At 33.8% G+C, this 24507-nt stretch carries 21 protein-coding genes; 8 read left to right on the top strand and 13 right to left on the bottom strand.

The genetic code is table 11. The features are described from left to right. Positions 1–303 precede the first annotated feature (303 nt). Entirely contained in the window at positions 304–1320 is a 1017-nt protein-coding gene (locus B6C99_RS08890; RefSeq protein ID WP_216819439.1) for an amidohydrolase family protein, read from the top strand. Positions 1321–1417: 97 nt separating this feature from the next. On the opposite strand, the gene B6C99_RS08885 is transcribed toward B6C99_RS08890, so the two are convergent. The 6 genes from B6C99_RS08885 to B6C99_RS08860 form a co-directional block, all read right to left on the bottom strand. After that, entirely contained in the window at positions 1418–2752 is a 1335-nt protein-coding gene (locus B6C99_RS08885) for a hypothetical protein (RefSeq protein ID WP_086359495.1), read from the bottom strand. A 25-nt stretch (positions 2753–2777) separates the two neighbouring features. Further along, positions 2778–3941 (bottom strand): hypothetical protein, encoded by a 1164-nt coding sequence (locus tag B6C99_RS08880; protein WP_086359494.1) that lies wholly within the window; start codon positions 3939–3941, stop codon positions 2778–2780. Between the two features lie 28 nt (positions 3942–3969). Then, complete coding sequence (locus B6C99_RS08875; RefSeq protein ID WP_086359493.1) at positions 3970–5355, bottom strand: hypothetical protein; 1386 nt, start codon at positions 5353–5355, stop codon at positions 3970–3972. 292 nt (positions 5356–5647) lie between these two features. Continuing rightward, a complete protein-coding gene (rluB, locus tag B6C99_RS08870) occupies positions 5648–6532 on the bottom strand; it encodes a 23S rRNA pseudouridine(2605) synthase RluB (protein WP_371265834.1) in 885 nt (294 codons plus the stop codon). Between the two features lie 187 nt (positions 6533–6719). Then, a complete protein-coding gene (locus B6C99_RS08865) occupies positions 6720–7340 on the bottom strand; it encodes an L-threonylcarbamoyladenylate synthase (RefSeq protein ID WP_086359492.1) in 621 nt (206 codons plus the stop codon). 102 nt (positions 7341–7442) lie between these two features. Beyond that, positions 7443–8315: a PHP domain-containing protein gene (locus B6C99_RS08860; RefSeq protein ID WP_216819438.1), complete on the bottom strand. Its 873-nt coding sequence runs from the start codon at positions 8313–8315 to the stop codon at positions 7443–7445. Between the two features lie 28 nt (positions 8316–8343). Here B6C99_RS08860 and rraB point away from each other — a divergent pair, with 28 nt between their 5' ends. Continuing rightward, entirely contained in the window at positions 8344–8739 is a 396-nt protein-coding gene (rraB, locus tag B6C99_RS08855; RefSeq protein WP_065613284.1) for a ribonuclease E inhibitor RraB, read from the top strand. Between the two features lie 67 nt (positions 8740–8806). On the opposite strand, the gene B6C99_RS08850 is transcribed toward rraB, so the two are convergent. The 5 genes from B6C99_RS08850 to prfA form a co-directional block, all read right to left on the bottom strand. After that, entirely contained in the window at positions 8807–11479 is a 2673-nt protein-coding gene (locus tag B6C99_RS08850) for a beta-N-acetylhexosaminidase (protein WP_086359491.1), read from the bottom strand. 9 nt (positions 11480–11488) lie between these two features. Next, entirely contained in the window at positions 11489–12898 is a 1410-nt protein-coding gene (locus B6C99_RS08845; protein WP_086359490.1) for an OprD family outer membrane porin, read from the bottom strand. Positions 12899–13340: 442 nt separating this feature from the next. Next, positions 13341–14195 carry a 3-deoxy-8-phosphooctulonate synthase gene (gene kdsA, locus B6C99_RS08840; RefSeq protein WP_086359498.1) on the bottom strand — a complete coding sequence of 285 codons (855 nt, stop codon included), beginning with the start codon at positions 14193–14195 and terminating at the stop codon, positions 13341–13343. A gap of 17 nt (positions 14196–14212) precedes the next feature. After that, positions 14213–15049 carry a peptide chain release factor N(5)-glutamine methyltransferase gene (gene prmC, locus B6C99_RS08835; protein WP_065579243.1) on the bottom strand — a complete coding sequence of 279 codons (837 nt, stop codon included), beginning with the start codon at positions 15047–15049 and terminating at the stop codon, positions 14213–14215. Further along, complete coding sequence (gene prfA, locus B6C99_RS08830; protein WP_086359489.1) at positions 15046–16131, bottom strand: peptide chain release factor 1; 1086 nt, start codon at positions 16129–16131, stop codon at positions 15046–15048. Before prfA ends, prmC begins: the two co-directional genes overlap by 4 nt. A 774-nt stretch (positions 16132–16905) precedes the next feature. On the opposite strand from prfA, the gene manA reads away from it, so the two are divergent. Together manA and B6C99_RS08820 are read left to right on the top strand one after the other, a co-directional pair. After that, positions 16906–18093 carry a mannose-6-phosphate isomerase, class I gene (gene manA / locus B6C99_RS08825; protein ID WP_086359488.1) on the top strand — a complete coding sequence of 396 codons (1188 nt, stop codon included), beginning with the start codon at positions 16906–16908 and terminating at the stop codon, positions 18091–18093. 110 nt (positions 18094–18203) lie between these two features. Further along, a complete protein-coding gene (locus B6C99_RS08820; RefSeq protein WP_086359487.1) occupies positions 18204–18932 on the top strand; it encodes a GntR family transcriptional regulator in 729 nt (242 codons plus the stop codon). A 56-nt stretch (positions 18933–18988) separates the two neighbouring features. On the opposite strand, the gene deoC is transcribed toward B6C99_RS08820, so the two are convergent. Next, positions 18989–19699, bottom strand: coding sequence for a deoxyribose-phosphate aldolase (deoC, locus tag B6C99_RS08815; protein WP_086359486.1), 711 nt, complete (start codon positions 19697–19699; stop codon positions 18989–18991). Positions 19700–19880: 181 nt separating this feature from the next. Here deoC and B6C99_RS08810 point away from each other — a divergent pair, with 181 nt between their 5' ends. The 4 genes from B6C99_RS08810 to B6C99_RS08795 are packed head-to-tail and all read left to right on the top strand — an operon-like array spanning position 19881 to position 22513. Continuing rightward, complete coding sequence (locus B6C99_RS08810; RefSeq protein WP_086359485.1) at positions 19881–20300, top strand: PTS sugar transporter subunit IIA; 420 nt, start codon at positions 19881–19883, stop codon at positions 20298–20300. A 27-nt stretch (positions 20301–20327) separates the two neighbouring features. After that, positions 20328–20819, top strand: a complete 492-nt coding sequence (locus B6C99_RS08805; RefSeq protein ID WP_086359484.1) for a PTS sugar transporter subunit IIB — start codon at positions 20328–20330, stop codon at positions 20817–20819. Between the two features lie 24 nt (positions 20820–20843). Then, positions 20844–21674, top strand: a complete 831-nt coding sequence (locus B6C99_RS08800) for a PTS sugar transporter subunit IIC (protein ID WP_086359483.1) — start codon at positions 20844–20846, stop codon at positions 21672–21674. Between the two features lie 14 nt (positions 21675–21688). Beyond that, positions 21689–22513: a PTS system mannose/fructose/sorbose family transporter subunit IID gene (locus B6C99_RS08795; protein ID WP_086359482.1), complete on the top strand. Its 825-nt coding sequence runs from the start codon at positions 21689–21691 to the stop codon at positions 22511–22513. A gap of 563 nt (positions 22514–23076) precedes the next feature. Here the strand turns inward: B6C99_RS08795 and lpdA are convergent. Then, a complete protein-coding gene (lpdA, locus tag B6C99_RS08790; RefSeq protein ID WP_086359481.1) occupies positions 23077–24501 on the bottom strand; it encodes a dihydrolipoyl dehydrogenase in 1425 nt (474 codons plus the stop codon). Positions 24502–24507: the final 6 nt, after the last annotated feature.

Raw genomic sequence — 24507 nt, 5'->3', positions numbered from 1 at the left:
CTATATAATTAAAAAGGATTAGCGATTTTATAATAAGTTTGATAGTTAAAAATCTCAAAAATAATACTTTAACTATTTCATTTGTTTAAATATTTTTTAAATTAAAATGCTTGATATTATTAATTAAATCATTAGAATTCTTTGCAAATTATTAAAGCTTAATGTTGAATATTCTATGACTAATTGTAATTTTGTAATCCTAAAAAATAACGCATATAAATTGTATTGATCCTCCTATTTGGGGGATTTTTTTTATCCATTTTTAATTAAAACTTAATAGTAACCAAATTTTAGAGGCGCATTATGACCGATAATAAACAAATGTTATCAACTAGTCGAGATCAGAGTTTAAAAGCATATTTGATGAACAAAATTAAACAACATGGTGGTTGGGTTAATTCACATATGCATGCTGATCGTGCTTTTACTATCACTGTAGATAGTTTTGATGTCTACCAAAAACAGACCTTAATTGAAAAATGGGACACACTTGATAAAGTGAAAGCAGCAATGACCGAAGATGATTATTATCGGCATTTTAGCATGGCGGTTGAACGCATGATCGAACAAGGTGTTACTGCCATGGGTTCATTTGTTGACATTGACCCTATTGCCGAAGAGCGAGCAATTAGAGGTGCGCTGCGCGCTCGTGAAACATATAAAAACGATATTACGATTAAATTAGTCAACCAAACTCTTAAAGGAGTCATTGATAAAGAAGCCCGATACTGGTTTGATAAAGGTGCTGATTTAGTGGATATTATTGGTGGTTTGCCTCGTCGTGATGAGCGAGATCATGGTGAAGGAATGGGATTAAAACATTTAGATGTGTTAATGCAAACTGGTAAAGCATTAGGAAAAATGGTACATGTCCATGTTGACCAGTTTAACTCATCAGATGAAATCGAAACCGAGCAACTTACTGATAAAACCATTGAGCATGGTATGCACGGTCGCGTGGTAGCTATTCATAGTATTTCAATTACCGCTCATAGTTTGGAATATCGTCAAAAACTCTACCAAAAAATGAAAGAAGCTAAAATGATGGTAATTGCTTGCCCATTTGCTTGGATCGATAGCCCGCGCCGTGAAGAACATGGCCCTACCCGAAATTCATTAACGCCAGTCGATGAACTTGCTGCCGCTGGGATACCTGTTGCTATTGGGACTGATAACGTCAGTGATTATATGTTACCTTTTTCAACCGGTAATATGTGGGAAGAACTTAAATTATTGGTGACTGGATGCCGTTATACAGATTTAGATAATGTTGTTAATGTTGCTACACGAAATGGACGAATGGTTTTAGGTCTTGCATAATTGTTTGATTAAAAATTTAACTGTGATTTAAACATCTTTAATAATAAAAATCCCACCTAGAGAATAACTGAGTGGGATTTTATTTATTGGCGATCATTTATAATTGATGAATTGCTGAAGAAACACGAGAAAAGTAATTACTAAGTCTTGATTTTATTTCATCTTCAGCTTGTTGTCTTAATTCACTTCGAGAATAATAATTACCATCTGTACGATCAAATTCATAACTAGGTTTATCACCTGTATAAATATACTTAACTTGCCTTGAACTTTTTTCAGCTAAAAAACTGTCATAATAACCACTTAATCCAGAAACATTTACGCTAAGGTTTAAACTATAATTATTTACTAATGTTTCAGTTCTTAAGTTATATTCTTTTTCACCATTCTTTTTAGTGTCATTTGTTACTGAACCGCCATCTTCAGAATATCGCTCATCTTCACTAAGATTAATAGTAATGTCACTATCACTGCTGTTGTAAACTAATATAATAGCATCATCATTTTTGAAATAATCTTCAACAAAATTAGAAAATGAATTTGCATTTCCTGTCACATATAGTCTTATTTTACCCTTGTTAGCATAGTCTCTTGCTTTTTGTTCCGAATCTCGATAATTACCATACTTTGCATAAGTATTCGCGGCATGTTGATAATTTGTTGCTGCTTGTCGATATTGATAACTTCGAGTCGCATTTTTAGCTATTTTTTCACCTTGAGAATAAGAATTAAACGCTTCTTGACTGATCGCTTTTTTTTCATAGTAATGAGCTAATTTTTCAGTATCTTTGTAATGACCTAATGGCTTATAAATATTAATAATAGTTCTAAAACAAGCTACCGCTGCATTATAATCACCGCTACGTATTTCCTGTTTAGCAAGATTGTATAATGTTTGTGCCACAAGCTGCCTATATTTAGTATCCGCATGAATATAGGCTTTTTCGATATTTTTATCGTAATATCTATCTAAAGATTTTTTATATAGCGCTGCTCTTTTTTCATAATCACCAGCAGAATTAGTTGGGATAGCATTTGCTTGTTGAGTATAAAAGTTAGCAATATTTTGTTTTAAACGTTCACTAGGATATTTATCCAAAAAGAATGCTAATTCGGAACTGTAAAAGTGATCACTCAACCGCTGATTAAGCTCTAATAATTTCTCATATGTTTCTTGGCGTTGTTCATCATTGGTCTTTGTGGTATTAGCTAATTCATTTTCATATTTGTTCATCACCTCAGTAACTAACTGACGCAGCTGGGTTGCATCAGTTTGCTTAAAGTTTGCTTCACTTTTTTCTTCTATTTTTATCGCTAATAAATTGATACTTTCAATATAACTTCCTTCAGCGTATGCTTCTTGAAATGTGCGTTCGTGACTACAACTCACTAATAAAAACATTAATAAACAGGCAATAATAATTCTTATCATGTTTTTCCTTGTTGAAAATTGTCCATTAAAGAGAAGAAAGATCTTGAGCAGTACTTTCTAGCAATGATCTTAATTTAGTGATCAGTTCTCTTTTTGCTACTGGTAGTAAATCATCATCATTTTCATAATAGCTTGAAGCTCTTGCATAGATAGTGTCAGAAAAGTCAATAATTCCTTCCATCCTTACTACTGTCTCTAGACTTAAACTATTGTTATTAGTATCCAATTTCGTATAGTAAGTTTCATCTTTTAACGTTGGGATTTGAATCCTATTCCCTTGAGCATCGATATGTTCTATGTATTTATCAAATACTTTTCGGGTGTTTGGTATGTCAATCTGTGATCTTGTACTGTTATATTCTTTATCAACAGTTATTTTAATTTTGAGATCAGCACCAACTGGAGAAGAAACAAAGGTGACATAATCCTTATTTAGTAACAATTTTACCTCAGAGCAGTATTCGGAAGCATAGCAATAAACTTTTATTATCCCTTTGCGTTTATAGGTGTTAGCTAAAGAAGTAGCATCTTTATAACGTCCATAATGACGATAAGCATCCACGGCTTGCTCATAATATTTGGCAACTTGACGAAATTCTAGGCGTTGCATTGCAATTTCTGAAAGCATTTTTGCCTGCTGATAAGCCTCTTCTGCCATTAAAGTAGCCTGTTTTTTACCATTATTATACGCACGTTTGTCACTGTCTTTATATTTACCTAGAGGTTGATATACTGATGATGCTTGACTAAATGCCTCAGCTGCAGCTTTATAGTCGTTTTGGGTTTCGAAATTTACCCCTTGATCATACAAATCTTTAGCAATGTTTTGCCTCAAACTTTCAGCAGGATATTTATCTAAAACGTTTACTAATTCCGTACTATAAAAACGGTTACTTAAACGCTTATTCATCTCTAACAGTTTTTCATAGATTTCAATGCGTTTTTTATAATCAGTATTAGTGGTGCTAGCTAATTCATCCTCATATTTGTTCATCACATCATTAACCAGCTTACTGAGTTTTTCGGCATCAGTTTGCTTAAAGTTTGCTTCACTTTTTTCCTCTATTTTTGCCGCTAATAGATTGATGCTTTCAAGATAGTTCCCTTCAGCATAAGCATTTTGAGATGTGCGTTCGTGAGTACAACTCACTAATAAAAACATTAATAAACTTGCAATAATAATTCTCATTTTATTTTTCCTTATTAAAAATTGTCCATTATAGGTATGAAAGATCTTTGGCTATATCGTCTAATCTTGAGTTTAGCTCGGATAATAAATCTCTTTTGGCTTGAGTATATAAATCATCTTTCGATTTTAAGCGACCATCACTGTGATTATGAAATTTGGCAGGTACATTACCACTATAAATATAATCATGTTTAACTGACGTTTCTTCAACCTCAAATGATTTACTATAACTATAAATACCATGAACTTCCATTTTAGCCGTTAAAGTTAATTTGTTTTTATAAGTTACCGTTTGTAAATTATACTTTTGATCTTTATAAGTTTTTACTTGAAGTTTATTGCCATCTTTATCTTCAACTTCAACATATTTATCAAAGACTTGCTCAATCTTAGTTTCATTGGTTACTGATTTATCTAGATCGACAAAATCACTTTTAAAGTCAATTCGAATATCTATCTCTGCACCACTCGAGTAATTGGCAAATTGAATATAATTTGCACTTAATTTATCTCTTATTTCATCGGTGAAACTTGAACCATAGTAATAAACTTTAATTATGCCTTTTTTAGCATAAGTATCAGCTAATGAACTTGCGTCAAAATATTGTCCATATGGTTGATATATAGATGCTGCTTGCGCATAATACTTGGCAACTTCTCGATATTCATAACGCTTTGTCGCATTCATTGCCAGTTGTTTGGCTTGTTGATAAGCCTCTTGAGCCTGCTGGGTAGCATATTTTTTGTCATTATCTTTCGCAAGTTTGTCACTATCTTTATATTTACCTAGTGGTTTGTATATCGATGAAGCCTGACTAAAGGCTTGAGCAGCAGCTTTATAATTTAACTGTTGTTCAAATTGTTTACCTTGGTCATAGTAATTTTTGGCTGCCATCTGCATATATTTAGTATTGGCATTTTTATATAAAATAGCGGCATTTTTATAATTGTCGTATGACAAACTATTTTTATATAATTCGGCTTTTGTTCGATAACTTTCACTGTCAGTGCCAGTGATGTAATTACCATAATCATAATACTCTTTAGCAAGAGTTTGCTTTAATTGCCTAGTGTCATATTTGTCATTGAAAAAACTGATGTGATCAGAATAAAAGCGATTACTTAATATCTCTTTCATAGTTAATAAATGCTTATATGCATCTATTTTTTGTGGATAATCATATTTATGGAAGTGATTTAGGTCTTTTTCATAAAACTGCATTACACTACTAACGATAGTTTGAAGTCGCTTAGCATCATTTTGGTCAAACTTTGCGGGTCCTTTTTCATCCAAACTGGTAGCTAAAAGATTGATACTTTCTATATAGCGACCTTCCTTAAATGCATCTTCGGCTGTTCGCGTATGGCATGCCGTTAATAAAAATATACAAAAAATAGCAATAATCGTGCGCATAAACTTCCTTTCTTTACTTTTTTTACTAATAGTTATTTCAAGTATTTCATATCCATTTTTTGATATGTTTATATAAAAATGGCTATTTTTATCAGTTTATTAAAAAACTGTTGGTTGAGTTTATGCTAAACTTTTAGCTAATTATTAACTTTTATTGCTACTTTTTTACATTTTGTTATTAATTATTAACAATAAATGCTATTAGTGTTTTTGGTAAATGTTTAAAATTAATTGGCGGGATGATGTTACCCTTAAATAAAATAGTCATTTTTATTTAAGGGTTAGCAAAACTTTACATTCGTGTTGGTTTTTTATTCACTTTTTGACGAATAGATTTGCTTGTCTGATTAAGTTTCGGTCGCTTAGGTTTGGCAATGCGTTTATCGGAAGATGACTTAGTGGTAAAGCTTTTGACTTCAGCAGGTAAGCCGACTAATTGGCGTAAATAATTAACTGAATCAATACCCAGTTCCATCCATGTACCTCGCGATAAACCTTTTGGCAAAGTAATATTACCATAACGAATGCGTAACAAACGGCTAACTTGAACATCAATTGCTTCCCACATACGACGGACTTCTCGATTGCGACCTTCGGTAATAACAACATTAAACCATTGATTCAATCCATCACCACCTTGTGGTTTAATGGAATTAAATGCAGCAGGGCCATCTTCAAGCTGAACACCTTTGCGAAGTTGATTAAGTTGTTGATCAGTAATATTACCAAATACACGAACAGCGTATTCGCGTTCAATTTCATGCCTTGGATGCATAAGACGATTGGCTAGTTCACCATCGGTTGTGAATAACAATAAACCCGATGTATTTATATCAAGTCGACCAATATTAATCCAACGAGCATTTTTTAAGCGAGGTAATCGCTCAAACACTGTTGCTCGCCCTTGTGGATCATTTCGAGAACAAATTTCACCTTCAGGTTTATAATAAGCTAGAACACGACAAACTTCTTTTTCTTTACTTCTTAACTGAACTAAATGACCATTGATACGAATTTTTGGACTAGCATTGACATCTACGCGATCACCTAAAGTTGCGATTTTGCCATCAACACTGATTTTACCTGCAACGATCATTGCTTCTATTTCGCGGCGTGAACCATTGCCTAAATTGGCTAATACTTTTTGTAATTTTTCAGTATTGTTTTTTTGTGAAATTTTACGCTCAAATGGGTCAGATAATTTTGTGTTTTTACGAGCAATATTATTTTCATTTTTTTGCATTGTCACTTCATCTGTTCGGCCTAATTTTTGGATAAATGCAGTTTTAATTTTTTTCATATAATCCTCACTGTTACCTTCTCAGGTATCATTGTTTACTTAAATTACTGTATTGATAATATTTTTACTCGAATGGTGTAATATCACCACTTCCTTTTCGAATAATCTCTGGATAATCATGGGTCAAATCAATGACTGTCGTTGGTTGTTCGCTGATGTAACCTCCGTGAACGATAGCATCGAGTTGGTGACCAATTTTATCTTCAATTTCTTCGGGATCAGACTGAGCTTCATTTTCATTAGGTAAAATAAGCGTAGTTGTCATTAAAGGTTGTCCTAATAATTCAAGAAGCGCTAAATCAATTTTATTATCAGGAATACGCAGTCCAATCGTTTTGCGTTTTTCATTCATCAAACGTCGTGGTACTTCCTTGCTCGCTTGTAAGATAAAAACATATTTACCTGGGGTATTATTTTTTAATAATCGAAAAGTAGTATTATCAACAAAAGCATAAGAAGAAAGCTCAGATAAATCACGGCACATTAAGGTAAAGTTATGGTGTTTATCCAGATTACGGATTTGACAAATACGATCCACACCATATTTATTATCAAGTAAACAACCTAGCGAATAACCTGAATCAGTAGGAAATGCAATGACGCCACCATCATTTAATATTTTGACGACTTGATCTAATAACCTTGTTTGTGGGTTATCAGGATGAATATAAAAAGTTTGGCTCATAATATTCTTCTTTATTGATAGCAGGTTAAAAAAATGTGAGGAAAGGGCTTTTTCATCACGGTTTATAGCGCTAATTGATACTATTTTAGTTTAATATATTTATTATATCCAGTTATGCCAAATAGGTGTAACGCTACCAGGCAATGGCGTAGTTTTACCAAGATCAAGGTAATTAAGCAAATCGTGGAAATCCGAACCTTGTGAGGCAAGTAATTCAAATTCATTAGCCAATTTTGCTAATCGTTGTAAATCATCTTGAGTTTGGCGGCTCTGAGAAACTTCAATACCATCACCACCATATGATTTAAATTCACTAATTAATAATTTTAGTTTAGTTAAGGTCAAATCATAGCGTGTCGGGTGTGCTAAAACCGCTTGTCCACCTGCTGCATGTATCGCATTAACCGCATCAGCAATACTACACCATTTGGCAGGAACGTAGGCATAACCACTTTTACCCAGATATTTTTTAAATGCACGTTTAATATCTTTAACATAATTATTAGCGACTAAAAAGCGCGCAAAATGAGCTCGAGATACAATATCACCTTTAGAAAATTGTTGTGCTTGCTCATAAGCATTGTCTATACTCACTTTAGCTAATTTTTCACTAATATTGATTGCTCTATCAATACGACTTTGTTCTTGTGCAGTTAATAATTCAAGCAAGTGAGAATTTTCAATGTCGATATTCAAACCAACAATATGAATTTCATTATTCTTCCACATTGTTGACACTTCAACACCATAGATTAATTTAACTGGCAAATTATCTCGTTCTATGGTCGCTTTCGCTTCTATCAAGCCCTTGATAGTATCGTGATCGGTAATCGCTAGCATATTGATTTGATTATCAACAGCTCTTTTGACCAGTTCACTTGGCGTTAAAATTCCATCTGATGCAGTTGTGTGCGAATGTAAGTCAACGATCACTTTTTTCTCGAAAATTATTTTTAAACGTGTAATATACCACACAATTTGCACGACCACTAAAAGGTATATTATGAAAGATCAAATTCAGCTTGCTCAGCAAGATACGCTAGCTATTATTCAAGAACTTTTAGAAGATGGAAGTGATCCACATGCGCTGTATATTATTGAACATCATATTTCATCACAAAACTTTGATAAACTAGAAAAAGTCGCTGTTGAAGCTTATAAATTAGGCTATGAAGCAACCGATCCTGACGAAGATGTTGATGATGCAGGTAATGTGGTAATTGGTTTTGATATTATTACTGAAAGTCCATTAAATGCTGAATTAATTAATGCTCAAATCGCCGAAATTATAACTCTAGCAAACCAATTTGGTGTTAATTATGATGGCTGGGGAACCTATTTTGAAGATGGTAGTGATGACCAATTCGATGAAGATGACGTTAGCGAGACCATTCATTAATAAATAATCAGCGGTTAATTATGACTATTCTTATCCGCCACCAGACGGATAAGAATAGTGTTAACATTTAATTTAATTGTTCAACACGGCTAGTTCGTTTATGATCAGCGGTTACTGTACGAAGCGAAACCGAAGCGTTGTTATTTATCGCTACAGGGCCATTGTAAGCCTGCCAATTTTCACCTTTATCGGTTGAATATTCGATAGTTAAGCCAGGAAAAACAACATTAGCAACTAATTTGCCATCTTCAATCTTCGCTCCAGGAACAGGAAGGCGATAGTTAATTGAAGCAAGATCTAATTTAGCTAATTCTCGTTGGCCAATTAAATTAGCAAATTGATTCCAATCATTTAGCAGTTTTTGCTGATCAACATATTGTGTTTTACCTTTTTCAAATTCGCGATCTTTTTGATAATTAGTTTCCCAATCAGCTTTATGCCATGCACGTTCGGCAACACTCAATAGTCGAGGATAAGCCATGTAGGCCAATTTATCGTCGGTGCGAATATTTTCCGTCCAGATTTGTGCTGATAAGCCATAGGCGCCTGGCCAATTCATGGTACCTTTAGCGGCAAATGCATCACCATTACGATCGAATGAGGTTTCCGCATTTTGTGGTAAATTATCCGGTGCAAAACTGAATATTTTGCGTTCATCATTAAAGCGCGAAGCCCAATAGTAACCACTTTCTTTTGGATTAACTTCATAAGGCATATCTAAATAGACATAATCAGGATTTGAAACTATCACTTTGTAGCCTTTATTGGCAAACTCATTGACTGAGTCATATCCCCCCCAATATAAGTTATCCCAAAAATTGACCACCACTTCATCGGTAGCAAAAGCTTTGGCATTGGAAGCAAATTTTACGCCATCTTGCCAAGCTTGCATGCGATTAATACCATTATTTTTGATGATTTTACTTACTTCAATAGCAAAATAACTTGGTAAATGCTCGATATTTTCTACAACACCTTTACTAACAAAAGTTTGGCACGCTTGTGATTTTGCCCATGGATGATCTTCGACACTTTGATCGATTAAACCTTTACCCGCCTCTTTTTGCGCGGCATGAATATCTTGGTAACCGTTGCCGAAGTGAATATTTTTAGCCTCATCACCACCAAAATGCCATGTTGAAATCGGTTGTCCAGCTTCAACGTGCATTTTGGCTATTTCGCTAATTACTTTATCAGCAAATTTTTTCGAAGAATCTAAACATGGATTTAGATAACTTTGGCGATTGTAGAATTGCACCGTAGTAGTATTCGAAGTATCAGTAGGATCAAGTAATCGATATTCATTCGCAGCTTCGGTTTTTCCTTTCTTCATTAAGCGTTGATATCTCACTTCCATTGACATGATAGCAGCTCTGGCATGGGCTGGCATGTCGATTTCTGGAATAACTTCAATAAATCGCGCATTGGCATATTTAACGATTTCGATATAATCTGCGCGAGTAAAGTAGCCACTGCCATTATTATCACTGTTTGGCCCAGATCCAAGTTGTGGTAATAGACACTGTTTTTCTGTTAAATCATGACAACGTTTACTACCAAAATCAGTGAGTTCTGGTAGGCCGGGAATCTCAATTCGCCACCCTTCATCATCACTTAAATGGAAGTGAAATTTATTCATCTTATATTTTGACATCATATCAAGTAACTGTAATACCGCTTTTTTACTTTTGAAATTTCGACCGGTATCAAGCATCATTCCTCGATATTCAAAACGAGGCGCATCTTCAACTGAAAGTGTATTAATAACTGACGATTTGCCAATTGACGAGAGAATCGATTCTACAGCATAAAAAATTCCACTTTCATCAAATGCCACGATAATTGCACCTTGTGGTGTTATATCAAGCTTATAACTGCCATTAATACCTTTTTCAAAGGCAGTTTTATCAATCGATGCATTGACTTTAAACCCTTGCTTTGTCACCGCAATATTTAATTGTTTAAAATGACTTTCTAACACTGATTGGCTAGCTTGTGCTAAGCCATTAAGTATGAGATCAACACCACTTTTATTTAGGGTAATAGATTCTTTACCAACCGTTAATTTAACTGGTGTTGGTAAAATTTGACCTTTTAATAAATCAGCATCAATTTTTTGAATATCACTATTACGTTGGTAACGGCTTTCAGGAGTCATTAAAATATTATTATCGTTAGGTGATATCTTCCATTGTTCACCTAGTGGGGCCACAAATGCCGACAAATTATCAGAGTCAGTATTAGTGTTGGCAATTATTTTAGGTTTAGCATCCGTTGAAGTTACATACCAACGAGGCATCACATCACTTTCACTTATTTGCCAATATTCACCAATAACTGGAATAGTTACCTGTGAGTTAGCAGGAATATTGGTAAATTTTTCTGTTGGTTCTAATTTATGCAAATCACCGGTTACGTGGGTAATTTTATACTGGTCATTATTAACCGCTAAAATCATACGAATATTATGGAAGTAGATAGCCCAATCTTTACTGGTTATTGCTGGCCCGGTGTTTTTAAGCGTTAAGGTCACTTTGTTACAAGAAGCCCAATCTGCGCCCAATGCTGCACAATCTACCCCTGCATTTACGGCGTTGTTATCGACTATTTGATAATTTAAGCGGAGCTGTGAACTCATCGTATCAACTATTTGTTGTGAAGCATTAACCGATTGACTGGCTCCTAGAGTTAATAATGATGTGATCGAAGTAGCAAGTATAGCTGATTTAAACTTTTTCATATCGGTTACCTATTTTTGTTTAGCATTGAAAATGGTGAAAGGGAAAGTAACAATAAATTTAATATCACGTTCATCTTGGAAAATGTTGCCATAACCACCGCCCCAGCTGTTGATATGATTTTCATGGTTGTTATATTTAGTGTAGTGTAATTGGAATGAAGTATCTTTAGCCCATGTATCTTGAATTGTATAACCTAAATCAAAATTATAAGCCGATTCTACTAAACGATTTTTTTGATTTTTTGCTTTTGAATCTGGTTTGGCATCCCAACCATAAGCATAAGATGCACCGGTTTTCCAACCAGTCAAATAATGATTTAGATGGCCTAAATCATATGTCACCTCAAAAAATGCGGCTTTTTCGCCATTGGCATTAAAGTCAGAACGAGAATTCCACCAAACATCTAATCGTCCATTAGATGATGCATAATCAGGCGTCATACGTTGTAAAAAGAACCCTTGTTCACCTTCTGCTTTTACCGACACACCTTCAAGTCGTAAACCAACAGGACCAACTTGGTAACCTAAAGTCGCTGCTTGCAACCACGCTAAACCATCATAAACATTGGCACCTTTATGAGATTGGTCTTTAGCGCCATAAAACTGATAACTCATAGTTAATGGATTATTTAACACATCTGTTTTATAAGAAGCTTTCGCAAAAAATTGATTCATATAATTCTGAGCTTGGCCAAAGGCGCTTTCGAGTACAAGATCATTTTTAAAATCATATTTCATGCCGGCTGAGTGTAAAAAATCGATTTTTTTACCCTTTTGCCAACGTTTGAATTCATAGAGGCGTTTATACCAAGGCGCTTTGTATTTATCTGTCCACATATAAGACATGGATAAAGCACCCGCATCATCAAAATCAAGTACGGTGCCAACTTCTGCTCCTCGATAAGTACCAGGTAACAAACTCCAATGCGGTGCTAATAAAGTTTGCCCAGAAGGTTGAATATAACCGGCCTTGATCCAAAACAACTCATCAAGTTTAAAATTAAGTTGTGCTTTATAAAAACTTAAGCCACTAACATCTTTTTTCCAATCTTCATTCCAACGAGTATTAGCACCACTAAAACCAATCTCATTCGGATGCCCTTTACCACCATTACTGACCTCCCATGCACCATAACCGCCCAATTCAATAGCGAGTCGATCGGCAATATAACCTGACCTAAAGTCTAAATTGGTATTAAATGATGAATGTCTGAGGTTTTTTTCGTATTTATGTACTTTAAGGTTTTTTCTTTCACGATCACGATTCCAGAAAAATATGTTTCCAGTTAATGATGCATCATCGACAAAATTACTGACATACTCAGCTTGTGCTGGGCATATACTGGTTAAAACAGTTATAGATAAAAAAAGTTTAGTAAAAAGATTAAAACGACAGGGTAATAATTCATTATTATTCATAGTTGCTTCCCTAAAATTAGGCTGTGTAAACGAGCATTAAAATTGCCAACTTTTGATTGGTTTTTATAAGTTAAACTAAATTTTCAACTGCTTTTAATTGTTGTTTAGACAATATTTACTTAACATATTCAAAGTGGAGATAAGGTAAATATGCATTTTTATAATACATAAACATATTTTAGTCCGCGAATTAAATGATCTTAATTCGTGATCAAAATCACCAAAAAATTAAAAATTTGGTTTTTTTTTGTGAAATTCTCCACACTTTTTTTACAGAATAAATTAATCATTTTTTATAACTTTTGGGGTGATGACATGACGATGATATTAAGAAAGGAATTAGCAAAGAGTAATAATTAAAAGCAAGTCGTTGATAAAAAACAGGCAAAAAAAAGAGAAATGCATAGCATTTCTCTTAATAATTAGTCATATTGAACTTAAATTAGTTTTCAGTATCAAGCTCTGCAAAGCTTTTAACGAGTTCATCAATGGCTTTCATCTGTTGTAAGAATGGTTCAAGTTTAGCTAATGGCAATGCTGATGGACCATCACATTTTGCATGGCTTGGATCAGGATGTGATTCTAAAAATAATCCCGCAATCCCCACTGCCATACCTGAACGAGCTAATTCAGTAACTTGACCACGACGACCGCCTGAAGCTGCTCCCATAGGATCACGGCATTGTAATGCATGAGTTACATCGAAAATCACCGGCGATCCATTACTGACTTTCTTCATGACATTAAAGCCAAGCATATCAACCACTAAGTTATCATAACCAAAACAACTACCTCGATCACAGAGAATCACTTGGTCATTACCTGCTTCTTCAAATTTTTCGACAATATTACCCATTTGGCCAGGGCTAACAAATTGTGGTTTTTTAACATTAATTACTGCACCAGTTTTCGCCATTGCTACAACTAAATCGGTTTGTCTTGCTAAAAAAGCCGGTAATTGTATAACATCGACAACATCTGCTACAGGTTGGCACTGTTCTTCAGTGTGAACGTCAGTAATAATTTTAACCCCTAACTGCTGTTTTAATTCTTGGAATATTTTCATTCCTTCTTCTAATCCAGGACCTCGATAAGAGTGAACGGATGAACGATTCGCTTTATCAAAAGAAGCCTTAAAAATATAAGGAATATTTAATTTATCGGTTACAGTTACGTAGTGCTCACATATTCTCATTGCTAAATCACGTGATTCAAGCACATTCATGCCGCCGAATAACACGAATGGTAAATCATTTGCTACCGTAATATTACCAACTTTTACTCTTTTTTGTTTAATCATAAATTTATTCCTAGTTAAGGTTTAAACCAACGACCAAGGGTGACTCTGTCATTGCCACTATAGTCGGTGATGGTTTCAACTAATTGAAATCCGTGTTGTTTAAAAATAGTTTGTACCGCTAAACCCTGCTTCCAGCCATGTTCGATAAGCAACCAACCATATTGATTTAAATGCTTGGTTGCACCTTGAATAATGACTTTAATATCAGCAAGGCCATCATCCTCAGAAACTAAGGCGCTTCTAGGTTCATAGCGAACATCGCCTTGAGATAAGTGAATATCAGTTGGCTCGATATATGGTGGATTACTAGTTATCATTGAGAATTTACGATTTTTAATTGGTTTATACCAATCACCCTGTAAAAAATAAACATTGTTTACGCCTATTTGATTGGCATTTTTTTGGGCTAAAATCAAAGCATCTTTATTCTTCTCAATTGCAGTAAATAAACAATCTGGTCGCTCAGTGGCCATAGCAATCGCGATAGCACCGGTTCCAGTTCCCAAATCTAAAACTTCACAAGGGACTTTAGGCAAATACTCTAAACCTAATTCAACAACTTTTTCGGTATCTGGTCTTGGAATTAAGGTCGAATTTGAAACATTAAACTTTAATGACCAAAACTCCTTTTCTCCAGTGATATAGGCAATGGGTTCCCCTTCTTGACGCCTTTTTAAATAACCATCTAAAGCAATGAGTTCATCATCAGTTAATAATGTTTCACTAAAAGCCATCAAAAAGGTACGTGTTTTATGAGTGACGAAACTTAATAAAATTTCAGCATCACGTTTTGGACTTTCGCTGTCGGTTAAAGTTTGTGATGCAGATTTAAGCCATTGTAAATAGGTCATTCATCCTGTTCCGATAAAGCTGCAAGTTGATCTGCTTGATATTCTTGTACAATTGGTTCAATCAACATATCCAATTTACCTTCCATAACCTCATCTAGACGATAAATAGTAAGATTAATACGATGATCAGTAACTCGGCCTTGAGGATAGTTATAAGTTCGAATACGATCTGAGCGATCACCAGAACCTAATAAGTTACGTCTGGTTGACGCTTCCTCTTGTTGACGTTTACGCATTTCAGCATCTTGAATACGGGCAGCTAATACTGACATCGCCTTAGCTTTATTTTTGTGCTGTGAACGTTCATCCTGACATTCAACTACAATTCCAGTTGGAATATGGGTAATACGAATTGCTGAATCAGTAGTATTAACATGCTGACCACCAGCCCCTGATGATCGATAAGTATCAATTTTCAAATCTGCAGGATTGATTTCTGGCATTTCAGCTTCTGGAATTTCTGGTAAAACAGCAACAGTACAAGCCGAAGTGTGAATTCGTCCTTGTGATTCAGTCTCTGGTACACGTTGAACTCGGTGACCACCAGATTCGAATTTTAACTGTCCATATACACCATCACCACTTACTAACATGATAACTTCTTTATATCCGCCATGTTCTCCATCATTTGAACTCATGATTTCGACACGCCAATTACGAGATTCAGCATATCTGGTATACATTCTCGCTAAATCACCAGCAAAAATTGCTGCTTCATCACCACCAGTACCAGCGCGCACTTCAACAAAACAGTTATAATCATCATTTGGATCTTTAGGTAACAATAGAACTTGTAATTGTTTTTCTTGCTGCTCTACTTGGCTTAATGCTTCGTTTAATTCTTCTTGAGCCATTTCACTCATTTCCGGATCAGAAAGCATCATTTTGGCAGTTTCAATATCTTCTTGTGTTTGCTTCCAATTAGCAAAGCATTTAACCACATCGGTTAACTGTGCATATTCTTTTGAAAGGGTACGAAATCGGTTTTGATCGGCTATAACCGCTGCATCAGATAGTAATGCTTGAACCTCTTCATAACGCTCTTGTAGCGTTTCCAACTTACTGATAATTGAAGGTTTCATAACTCTGTATTTTTGCTAATGATTAAATGAATTAGCTCGGCATTATATACTTAATTGCCTGTAAAATACAGTTCCGACTTATTTATGACGAAGCTAAATTAATCAATGAATAACAACATATTGGTATTAAATAATTAATTGTCTCTTTAAATAATGACTACATGTATTACCAATTTTCTATTTATTAGTTTCAAAATGATTTAATATTTTTAGATATTCAAGAATAAATCGACCAAAACCATATTAATGAAAGCTTTCACTTGTTGGTGAAAAATGATTTTTAAAATGATAAATCTCGCTAAACCCACTAATCATTCCATAATTTAATTTTGTGATCTATCCACCATAGCCTGATTGCTTAAAGTTAAATAGCTATTGCGATTTATCATAATTATAAAGTCATTAAGAAAAATAACTCTGTCTTTACCCTTTTTTATCTGAAAAAAATAGTAATATTTCAAAGGCGAATATTATTAAAACCAATTGTGAAAACAGAATCTACAATCATGATTAAACTGACTGCTAATGAAACAGTTGATTCCTTTTTTTAGCCGATAGAAATAAATGACATTTACTACTAAGATAAGCATTAAATTATTGGTATAAAATCTAAATACTTTTATTGATTAATCTAAATTAATGTCTTAAGAATCAGATTAATAAGTGAATTCTGAAATGTTGTTTATTACTGATTGAAAGTTATTATATCAAGTGTATAGTTATGTTATATCTAGTGGAGATTACTGCGATAAAAAATTTTAAAAGGATGCGAAAATGAACCAAACTATATGGAAACTAGACAATACTATCAAGCATTATGATTGGGGTAGTATCGATGGCATAACCAATTTATTTGCTATTCCCAATCCGACGTCGGAGCCTATGGCTGAAATTTGGATGGGCATGCATCCGCTTGGTTGCTCTTTAGCAATTGATGAAAAGCTAGGCAAAATAAGGATTGATAAGTTAATAAAAGACAATCCACAGAAAATTTTAGGTAATAAAACCTTTCAGCATTTTGGTTCACTCCCCTTTTTATTCAAAATTCTCTCAGCAAACAAAGCATTATCTATTCAAGTCCACCCAACATTGGAAAATGCTAAAATTGGCTTTGCAAAAGAGAACCAACAAGGTATTGCTAGTGATGCACCCAATCGAAATTATAAAGATCCCAATCATAAGCCTGAACTTATTTATGCATTAACTCCATTCAAAGCTATGCGTTCATTCCGTGCTATTGATGAAATTATCATGTTGTTTGAAAAAATTGCCTTATCCGATTTAACTATCCCAATATCACAATTAAAAAACAACCGTCATCCTGACCAATTAAAACATTTTTTTGAATACTTATTAACTCTTCCGACTCAAACAAAGACCTCGTTAATTAAACAGCTCTTGATGAAAATCAGTACATTCAATGACGAACCCTATTTAACCATTAAGACTCTAGCTAAAGATTATTCTGATGATATTGGTTTATTCATGCCATTATTATTAAATGTAATTGAACTGAAACCAGGACAAGCTATGTTTCTATCAGCCAAAACACCGCATGCCTACCTATCTGGTACCGGTCTAGAGATTATGGCTAATTCCGACAATGTATTAAGAGCTGGCCTCACCCATAAATATATTGATAGTTTAGAACTAATTAATAATACTAATTTTGAAAGTATGGCGTTAAATCAACTATTAATTAAACCAATTATCAAAGATAATAAAATTGATTTTCCCGTACCGGTTGATGATTTTAAATTTGAGATCATAAAAAGTGACCAAAATTTGCATAGTGAACAAGTAGATAGTGCACAGATTGTGTTATGTCTTGATGGAAAAATCTCCTTATCAACTGAATCACAATCATTAACTTTACACAAAGGTGAATCCGCTTTAATCGCTTACCAAACTGATGTATATCATTATCAAGGTTTAGGTGTATTAGCTAAAGCATTTGATTAGCTTTTGGATGAAAATAAAAATTAAATTTTTTAATAAGTTAAATGTGGTTATTTTACATATTTACACTAATATATTAATATGTATTAATATAATAATTAAAAATAAGCATCATGGATTCTAATAATAAAATTCCACGTCATTTGTTTATTCAGCAAGATTTATTAAAAAAAATCAAGTCAGGTGAATATGCTGAAGGACAATTAATTCCTAAAGAATCTGAATTAACAGATATTTATCAAGTCAGTCGACCAACTGTTCGCCAAGCTATTCAGTTTTTGGTCAACGATGGATACCTTGAACGTCGCAAACGTCGAGGAACAATAGTTAAGCAACAAAAGATTAATCAAGAATTTACCCATATTATCGAAAGTTATGATTCTGAAATGAATCGCAAGGGACTTCACCCTAAAACAAAAGTTTTAACCTTTAAATTAGATAAAGCGACCTTTGATATTGCCAAACATTTAGACATCAATGAATTTGATTCTGTGTACAAATTAGTGCGTCTACGTTATGCCGAAAACAAGCCAATAGTACTAGTAACAACTTATTTGCCAGTAAAAGCATTGCCTAATTTTTTAGATAATGACTTTAAACAAGAAAAACTGTATTCAGTTTTAGAAAAAATGAATTTTCCAATTCTCCAAATACGTCGAAAATTAGATGTATTAAAAGCCGATGAAACAACTAGTGATTTATTAGATATTGAAGAAGGAGATCCTATTTTCTATTTCCATTCTATTGGATATAGCCACGATCGAACTCCAATCGAATATTCAATATCTAAATATCGTGGTGATATTAATTCATTTATCTTTGAGTTAAATCATTCCAGCTAATATAATAAATATACCCACTAATGAGTGGGTATATTAATCAACAAAAATATTAAAGTTTAAATTTTGATTGTTTGCTCTTGTGTTGTTTGTAAATCTTTTTTTATCTCTTCAATAATTGCAATACCGGCGCTTGTTCCGATTCGTTCTGCCCCCGCTGCAATCATCTTTTTAAATGTATCAGCACTACGAATACCGCCAGCTGCTTTCACTTTTACAACATCGCCTACATGTTGCTTCATTAATTTAACATCTTCAAGTGTCGCCCCAGAAGGGCCAAATCCTGTTGATGTTTTTATAAAATCTGGTTTAACTTTAACTGCAATTTGGCAAAGTGCTATTTTTTCTTCATCGGTTAAATAACAATTTTCAAAAATGACTTTTGATGTAACATTATATTGACGACAAATCTTAACGATTTCTGACATTTCCCGTTCAATATAATTTAAATTTCCCGCCTTTAATTCAGAAATATTAATTACGTAATCAATTTCAGTTGCCCCAATTTCAATTGCATTTTTCGTTTCAAAGCATTTTGATTCTATCGTTGTTTGGCCTAATGGAAATGCTATCGCTGCACCAATATCTACATCAGTATCTTTCAGTAGGTCAGCACACAATTTTGACTGAACTTGATTGATTGCAACCATCTTAAAATGGTAGTCAATAGCTTCCTGACATAGCTTTTTCATCATGGCCGTTGTTGCGTCTGGTTTTAAATTAGTGTGATCAATAAGTCGACTTAAATCTCGTAATGAATAATTTTTCATATTTTTTACCTCAATCTTATATGTAATTACATATTTTAAATAAAATTTATTTATCGTCAATTAAAATAGATGGAATATGTGATAAACATCTCGTTTCATTAAAAATAACTCTTAATATATTTTTTTTAAAAAATAAATATGTAAATATATATTTAAATAATATTTTAAGAGGGACTTGCAAATGAAAATAGTAGTTACTTCTCACGGCGAATTATGCGAAGGGATATTATCAAGTTATCAAATGATTGCGGGTGATATATCTCAATTTATCTCTGTCAAACTTGACGATAAGGGAATTAGCGACTTTTCATCAAGATTAACAACCGTGTTAGATGAACAAACAATGAAAAATGAAATTGTCATTGTTTTAAGTGACATCATGGGGGGTACACCTTATAACGAAACTTTCCGTTATATGCTGGCCAATCCAAATAAAGTTTATCTTATGGCTGGATTAAATTTATCAATGTTAATTCAAGCTGCAACAATAATTAATGAGCCAAATATAGATGAAGCTATTAATTCAATTCTGGAAGCAGGTCAAGCCTCAATATCCATTGCACCAATAACCGAAAATAGTAGTGAAGATTTAGATTTTTAATTAGTGAAACGATAGGAGTGAATAAGTATGGCAATTACATTAACCAGAGTCGATGATCGTGTTATTCATGGTCAAATCATGACGCGTTGGACAAAAGTCAGACCTGTCGATGGCATCCTTGTAGTAGGTGACAATATCGCTTCAGATGAGTTACGCAAGCGGGTATTAAAAGCGGCTGCAGGAACATTAAAAATTGGTATTTACACAGTAGAACAAGGTGTGGAGAAAATAAAACAAGGTACAGAGTCAAATAAAAACTTTTTTTTAATTAGTGATTCACCACAAACATTTGAAAAATTGTTAAAAGCGGGTGCTAAATTGCCATCAACTTTAAATATTGGCTGTATGAATACTCGAACAGGAGCAAAAGTATTAGGACGAACTGTTGCCATTGATGAGAATGATTATAAAGCATTTGATTACATTGAAAGTCAAGGAATTAAAATTGAATTTCAATTATTGCCAGATGATGAAGCTAAAAATTGGAATGTAATGAAAAAGAAATATGACACTTTATAACTTTCATATTTAGAGGGAAAAATTATGGAAACAACTCTTTTTATTCCCGCTTTATTAACAGGGATATTTTGTTACTTAGGCGCGATTGAATCACCATGGCTTTTTGGTATGTCAGGTGGTTTTTATATAGTTGGTAGGCCGCTAGTTGCTGGGTTATTAGTTGGTTTAGCCTTTGGTGATGTACAAGCTGGTGTATTGTGTGGTTTAGCGGTACAAGCTGTTTTTATTGCAAATTTATCAACTGGAGGGGCAACAAATAGTGAAATAACCTATGCAGCTTATGGTGGAATTGGTTTAGCACTTGCCACAACTAAAGATCCTGCTGTTGCGGTAACGCTTTCAGTTTTATTGGGCCAGACTTTCGGTTTGATATTTTACAATACTCGAATGGCATTATACTCGTTCTGGAATAATAAAGCACAACATGCAGCTGAAACTAACAATACCCGAGGTATCGTTCTAAATCATCTATTTTATCCTCAAGTTACAACATTCTTATTACGTGCCGTTCCAGTCTTTTTAGCGATCTATTTTGGCTCTGGTTTAGTTGAATGGTTATTAGCTAATGTTCCTGAAGTTATTACCAAGATTATCTCAGTGCTAGGTGGTGTACTCCCTGCATTAGGTATCGCTATGCTTATGAATATCGTGATTAAATCGAAAATTCAGCTGATCTTTTTCTTCGCTGGTTTCGTGTTATTAGCTTTTGCAGGGTTAAGTATGATAGCACTAGTATTCATCTCCGCTTTAGTTGCTTACTTATACTTTATTGCAAGCAATAAATCGGCAACAACACCAATTAAAGAAACAAATTCATCAAATTCAGATGTTTTTGAAGATGATGATTTGTTTTAAAAAGGAGAACTAAAATGGATAAATTAATTGAGGAACAACGTTTAACAAAACGAGAATTACGCCAAATTTGGTATCGTTGGGGCTTTACTCATTTATCATCAATGAGCTATGAAAAATTACAAGCACATGCTTGGGCTTTTTCCTATATCCCTTTTGCCGAAAAATATTATAAGAATGATCCTGAAGCAAAACGCCGTTTATTAGTTAGACATTCTATGTTTTATAATACTGAACCACAAACCGGTCAAATTATTAACGGTATTGTTGCGTCAATGGAAGAAGAGATCGCTTTAGGCAAAAATGTTCCAGAAGAACTACCTGTAAATATTAAAGCGACACTAATGGGCCCTTTAGCTGGAATTGGAGATTCATTAATTCAAGGTATTATTGTGCCAATTTTGTTATCAATTGCTATGGGAATGGCAGCAGGAGGTAATGCTATAGGCCCTATTTTCTATATTTTATCTTATGGTATTTTAGGTCCTTTAATTTCCTATCTTAGCTTCCATTACGGTTATAAATTAGGCGTTAATGCAATTGATAATATTATTGGTGATAACGTCAAACGGATCACCGACGCATTTAACATACTTGGTATTATGGTGGTTGGTGGTTTAGCTGCCGGTAATATTGTACTTAATTCAGTATTGGAAATTCCGATGGGAGAAAGCATGCGATCATTACAAAGTGTACTTGATGGCATCTTTCCAAAAATACTTCCATTATCCATGGTGTTATTGGCATGGTGGTTAGTCTCAGCAAAACAAATGTCTGCAACCAAAGTCATCTTAATTTTGACTGCAATCGCAGCAGTTGGTGTAGTACTTGGCGTATTTTAACATTATGAATAAATTTGTTTTTTAATAACACGTTAAAAACTCCCCATTTTATTTAGCAATAGGATGGGGATAAGTTTATTTGTAACCATATTTTTTAAAATAATTGAAAAATTATCTTAAAAAAAAATTTTCTCAAAGTTTTTATTGAGATTAAGTGAATTTTGAATCAATCATAAACAATAATATTTATGAATAATTAAAAGAATAATTTGACACTTTAGCAAGATGATTATTGAAATTGAAAGTTATTACGGTTATACACTTATTTCGGGTAAAGTTAGAAATATTAGCCAATAAAAAAATCGTATCATGAAGATTATTAATGATTTTGGTACAGATAATTTCGTAGACTTTTTTGTATTCAATTTGGCTTCAATGTTTATCTCTAAAATGAACATATCATATTTGATGATGTTATAGATTTAAAAACTTGTCAAATCTATAAACCAATAGATTAATTTTAATAAATATTTTCAATTTTTTAGAAATTTTGATTAAAAAAATAAAATGCCGTTAGCAAACTAACGGCATTATTGCAACGATAACAATAAAATAAATAGTTTCTATTTTTTAACTGCTTTCGCATTTGGCAAATCAGTTACCGATCCTTCATAAATCTCAGACGCTAAACCTATTGATTCATGTAACGTTGGGTGAGCATGGATAGTTAATGCAATATCTTCAGCATCACAACCCATTTCAACTGCTAATGTAATTTCACCAAGTAATTCACCACCATTTGCCCCTACGACAGCACCTCCAAGAAGACGATTATCAGCTTTATTAAAGATTAATTTAGTCATCCCTTCTGAACAATCAGAAGCAATCGCTCGACCCGATGCAGCCCATGGGAATATAGCAACCTCATAATCTAAACCTTTTGCTTTAGCTTCTTTTTCAGTTAAGCCAACCCAAGCAACTTCAGGTTCAGTATAAGCAATTGATGGTATAGTTTTTGGATCAAAATAATGTTTTTTACCAGCAATAACTTCTGCTGCCACATGACCTTCATGAACACCTTTATGCGCAAGCATCGGTTGACCAACAATATCGCCAATAGCATAAATATGAGGCACATTCGTTCTCATCTGTTTATCGACTTCGATAAAACCACGATCAGTCACATTTACACCTGCTTTTTCAGCGTTGATTAGTTTACCATTTGGAGTACGGCCTATTGCAACTAATACCGCATCATAAGTATGAGTTTCAATGGTTCCATCTTTTTTCTCCATGGTGACATAAATTGCATCATGTTTAGCTTCAACAGTACTTACTTTAGTTTCTAATCTCAAAGTAAATTTCTTTTGAATTTGTTTAGTAAAGACTTTTACCACATCTTTATCAGCAGCTGGAATAACCTGATCAAGCATTTCAACCACATCTACTTCTGAGCCTAATGCATGATAAACCGTCCCCATTTCTAAACCGATAATACCACCACCCATTAAAAGTAGTTTTTTAGGAATAGTAGTTAATGCTAATGCATCTGTCGAATCCCAAATACGAGGATCTTCATGTGGAATAAATGGTAAAGTTATTGGTCTTGAACCCGCGGCAATGATAGCATTATCAAAAGTAATTTTAGTTATACCTTTTGATGAAGTAACATCCATAGTATGACTGCCAGTGAATTGTGCTTCACCTTGAATAACATTGACTTTACGCATTTTAGCCATACCGGCAAGCCCATTAGTTAGTTGGTTTATAACTTTTTCTTTCCAACCACGAACTTTATCTAATTCAAGTTTAGGCGTACCAAAATGAATACCATGTTCAGTCAATGATTTTGCCTCATCCATTACTTTGGCAACATGGAGTAATGCTTTAGATGGTATACAACCAACATTTAAACAAACACCACCTAAAGTTGAATAACGTTCTACTAAGGTAACATCTAATCCAAGGTCAGCAGCTCGGAAGGCAGCGGAATAACCCGCTGGACCAGCTCCTAAGACAACAACTTGTGTTTTAACTTCTTGATTCATAATTAA

Source organism: Gilliamella sp. N-G2 (assembly GCF_002142215.1).
In the GTDB taxonomy this organism is placed as follows: domain Bacteria; phylum Pseudomonadota; class Gammaproteobacteria; order Enterobacterales; family Orbaceae; genus Gilliamella.
The sequence above is the reverse complement of the archived record's forward strand: the minus strand, read 5'-3'. Positions and strand labels throughout refer to the sequence as shown.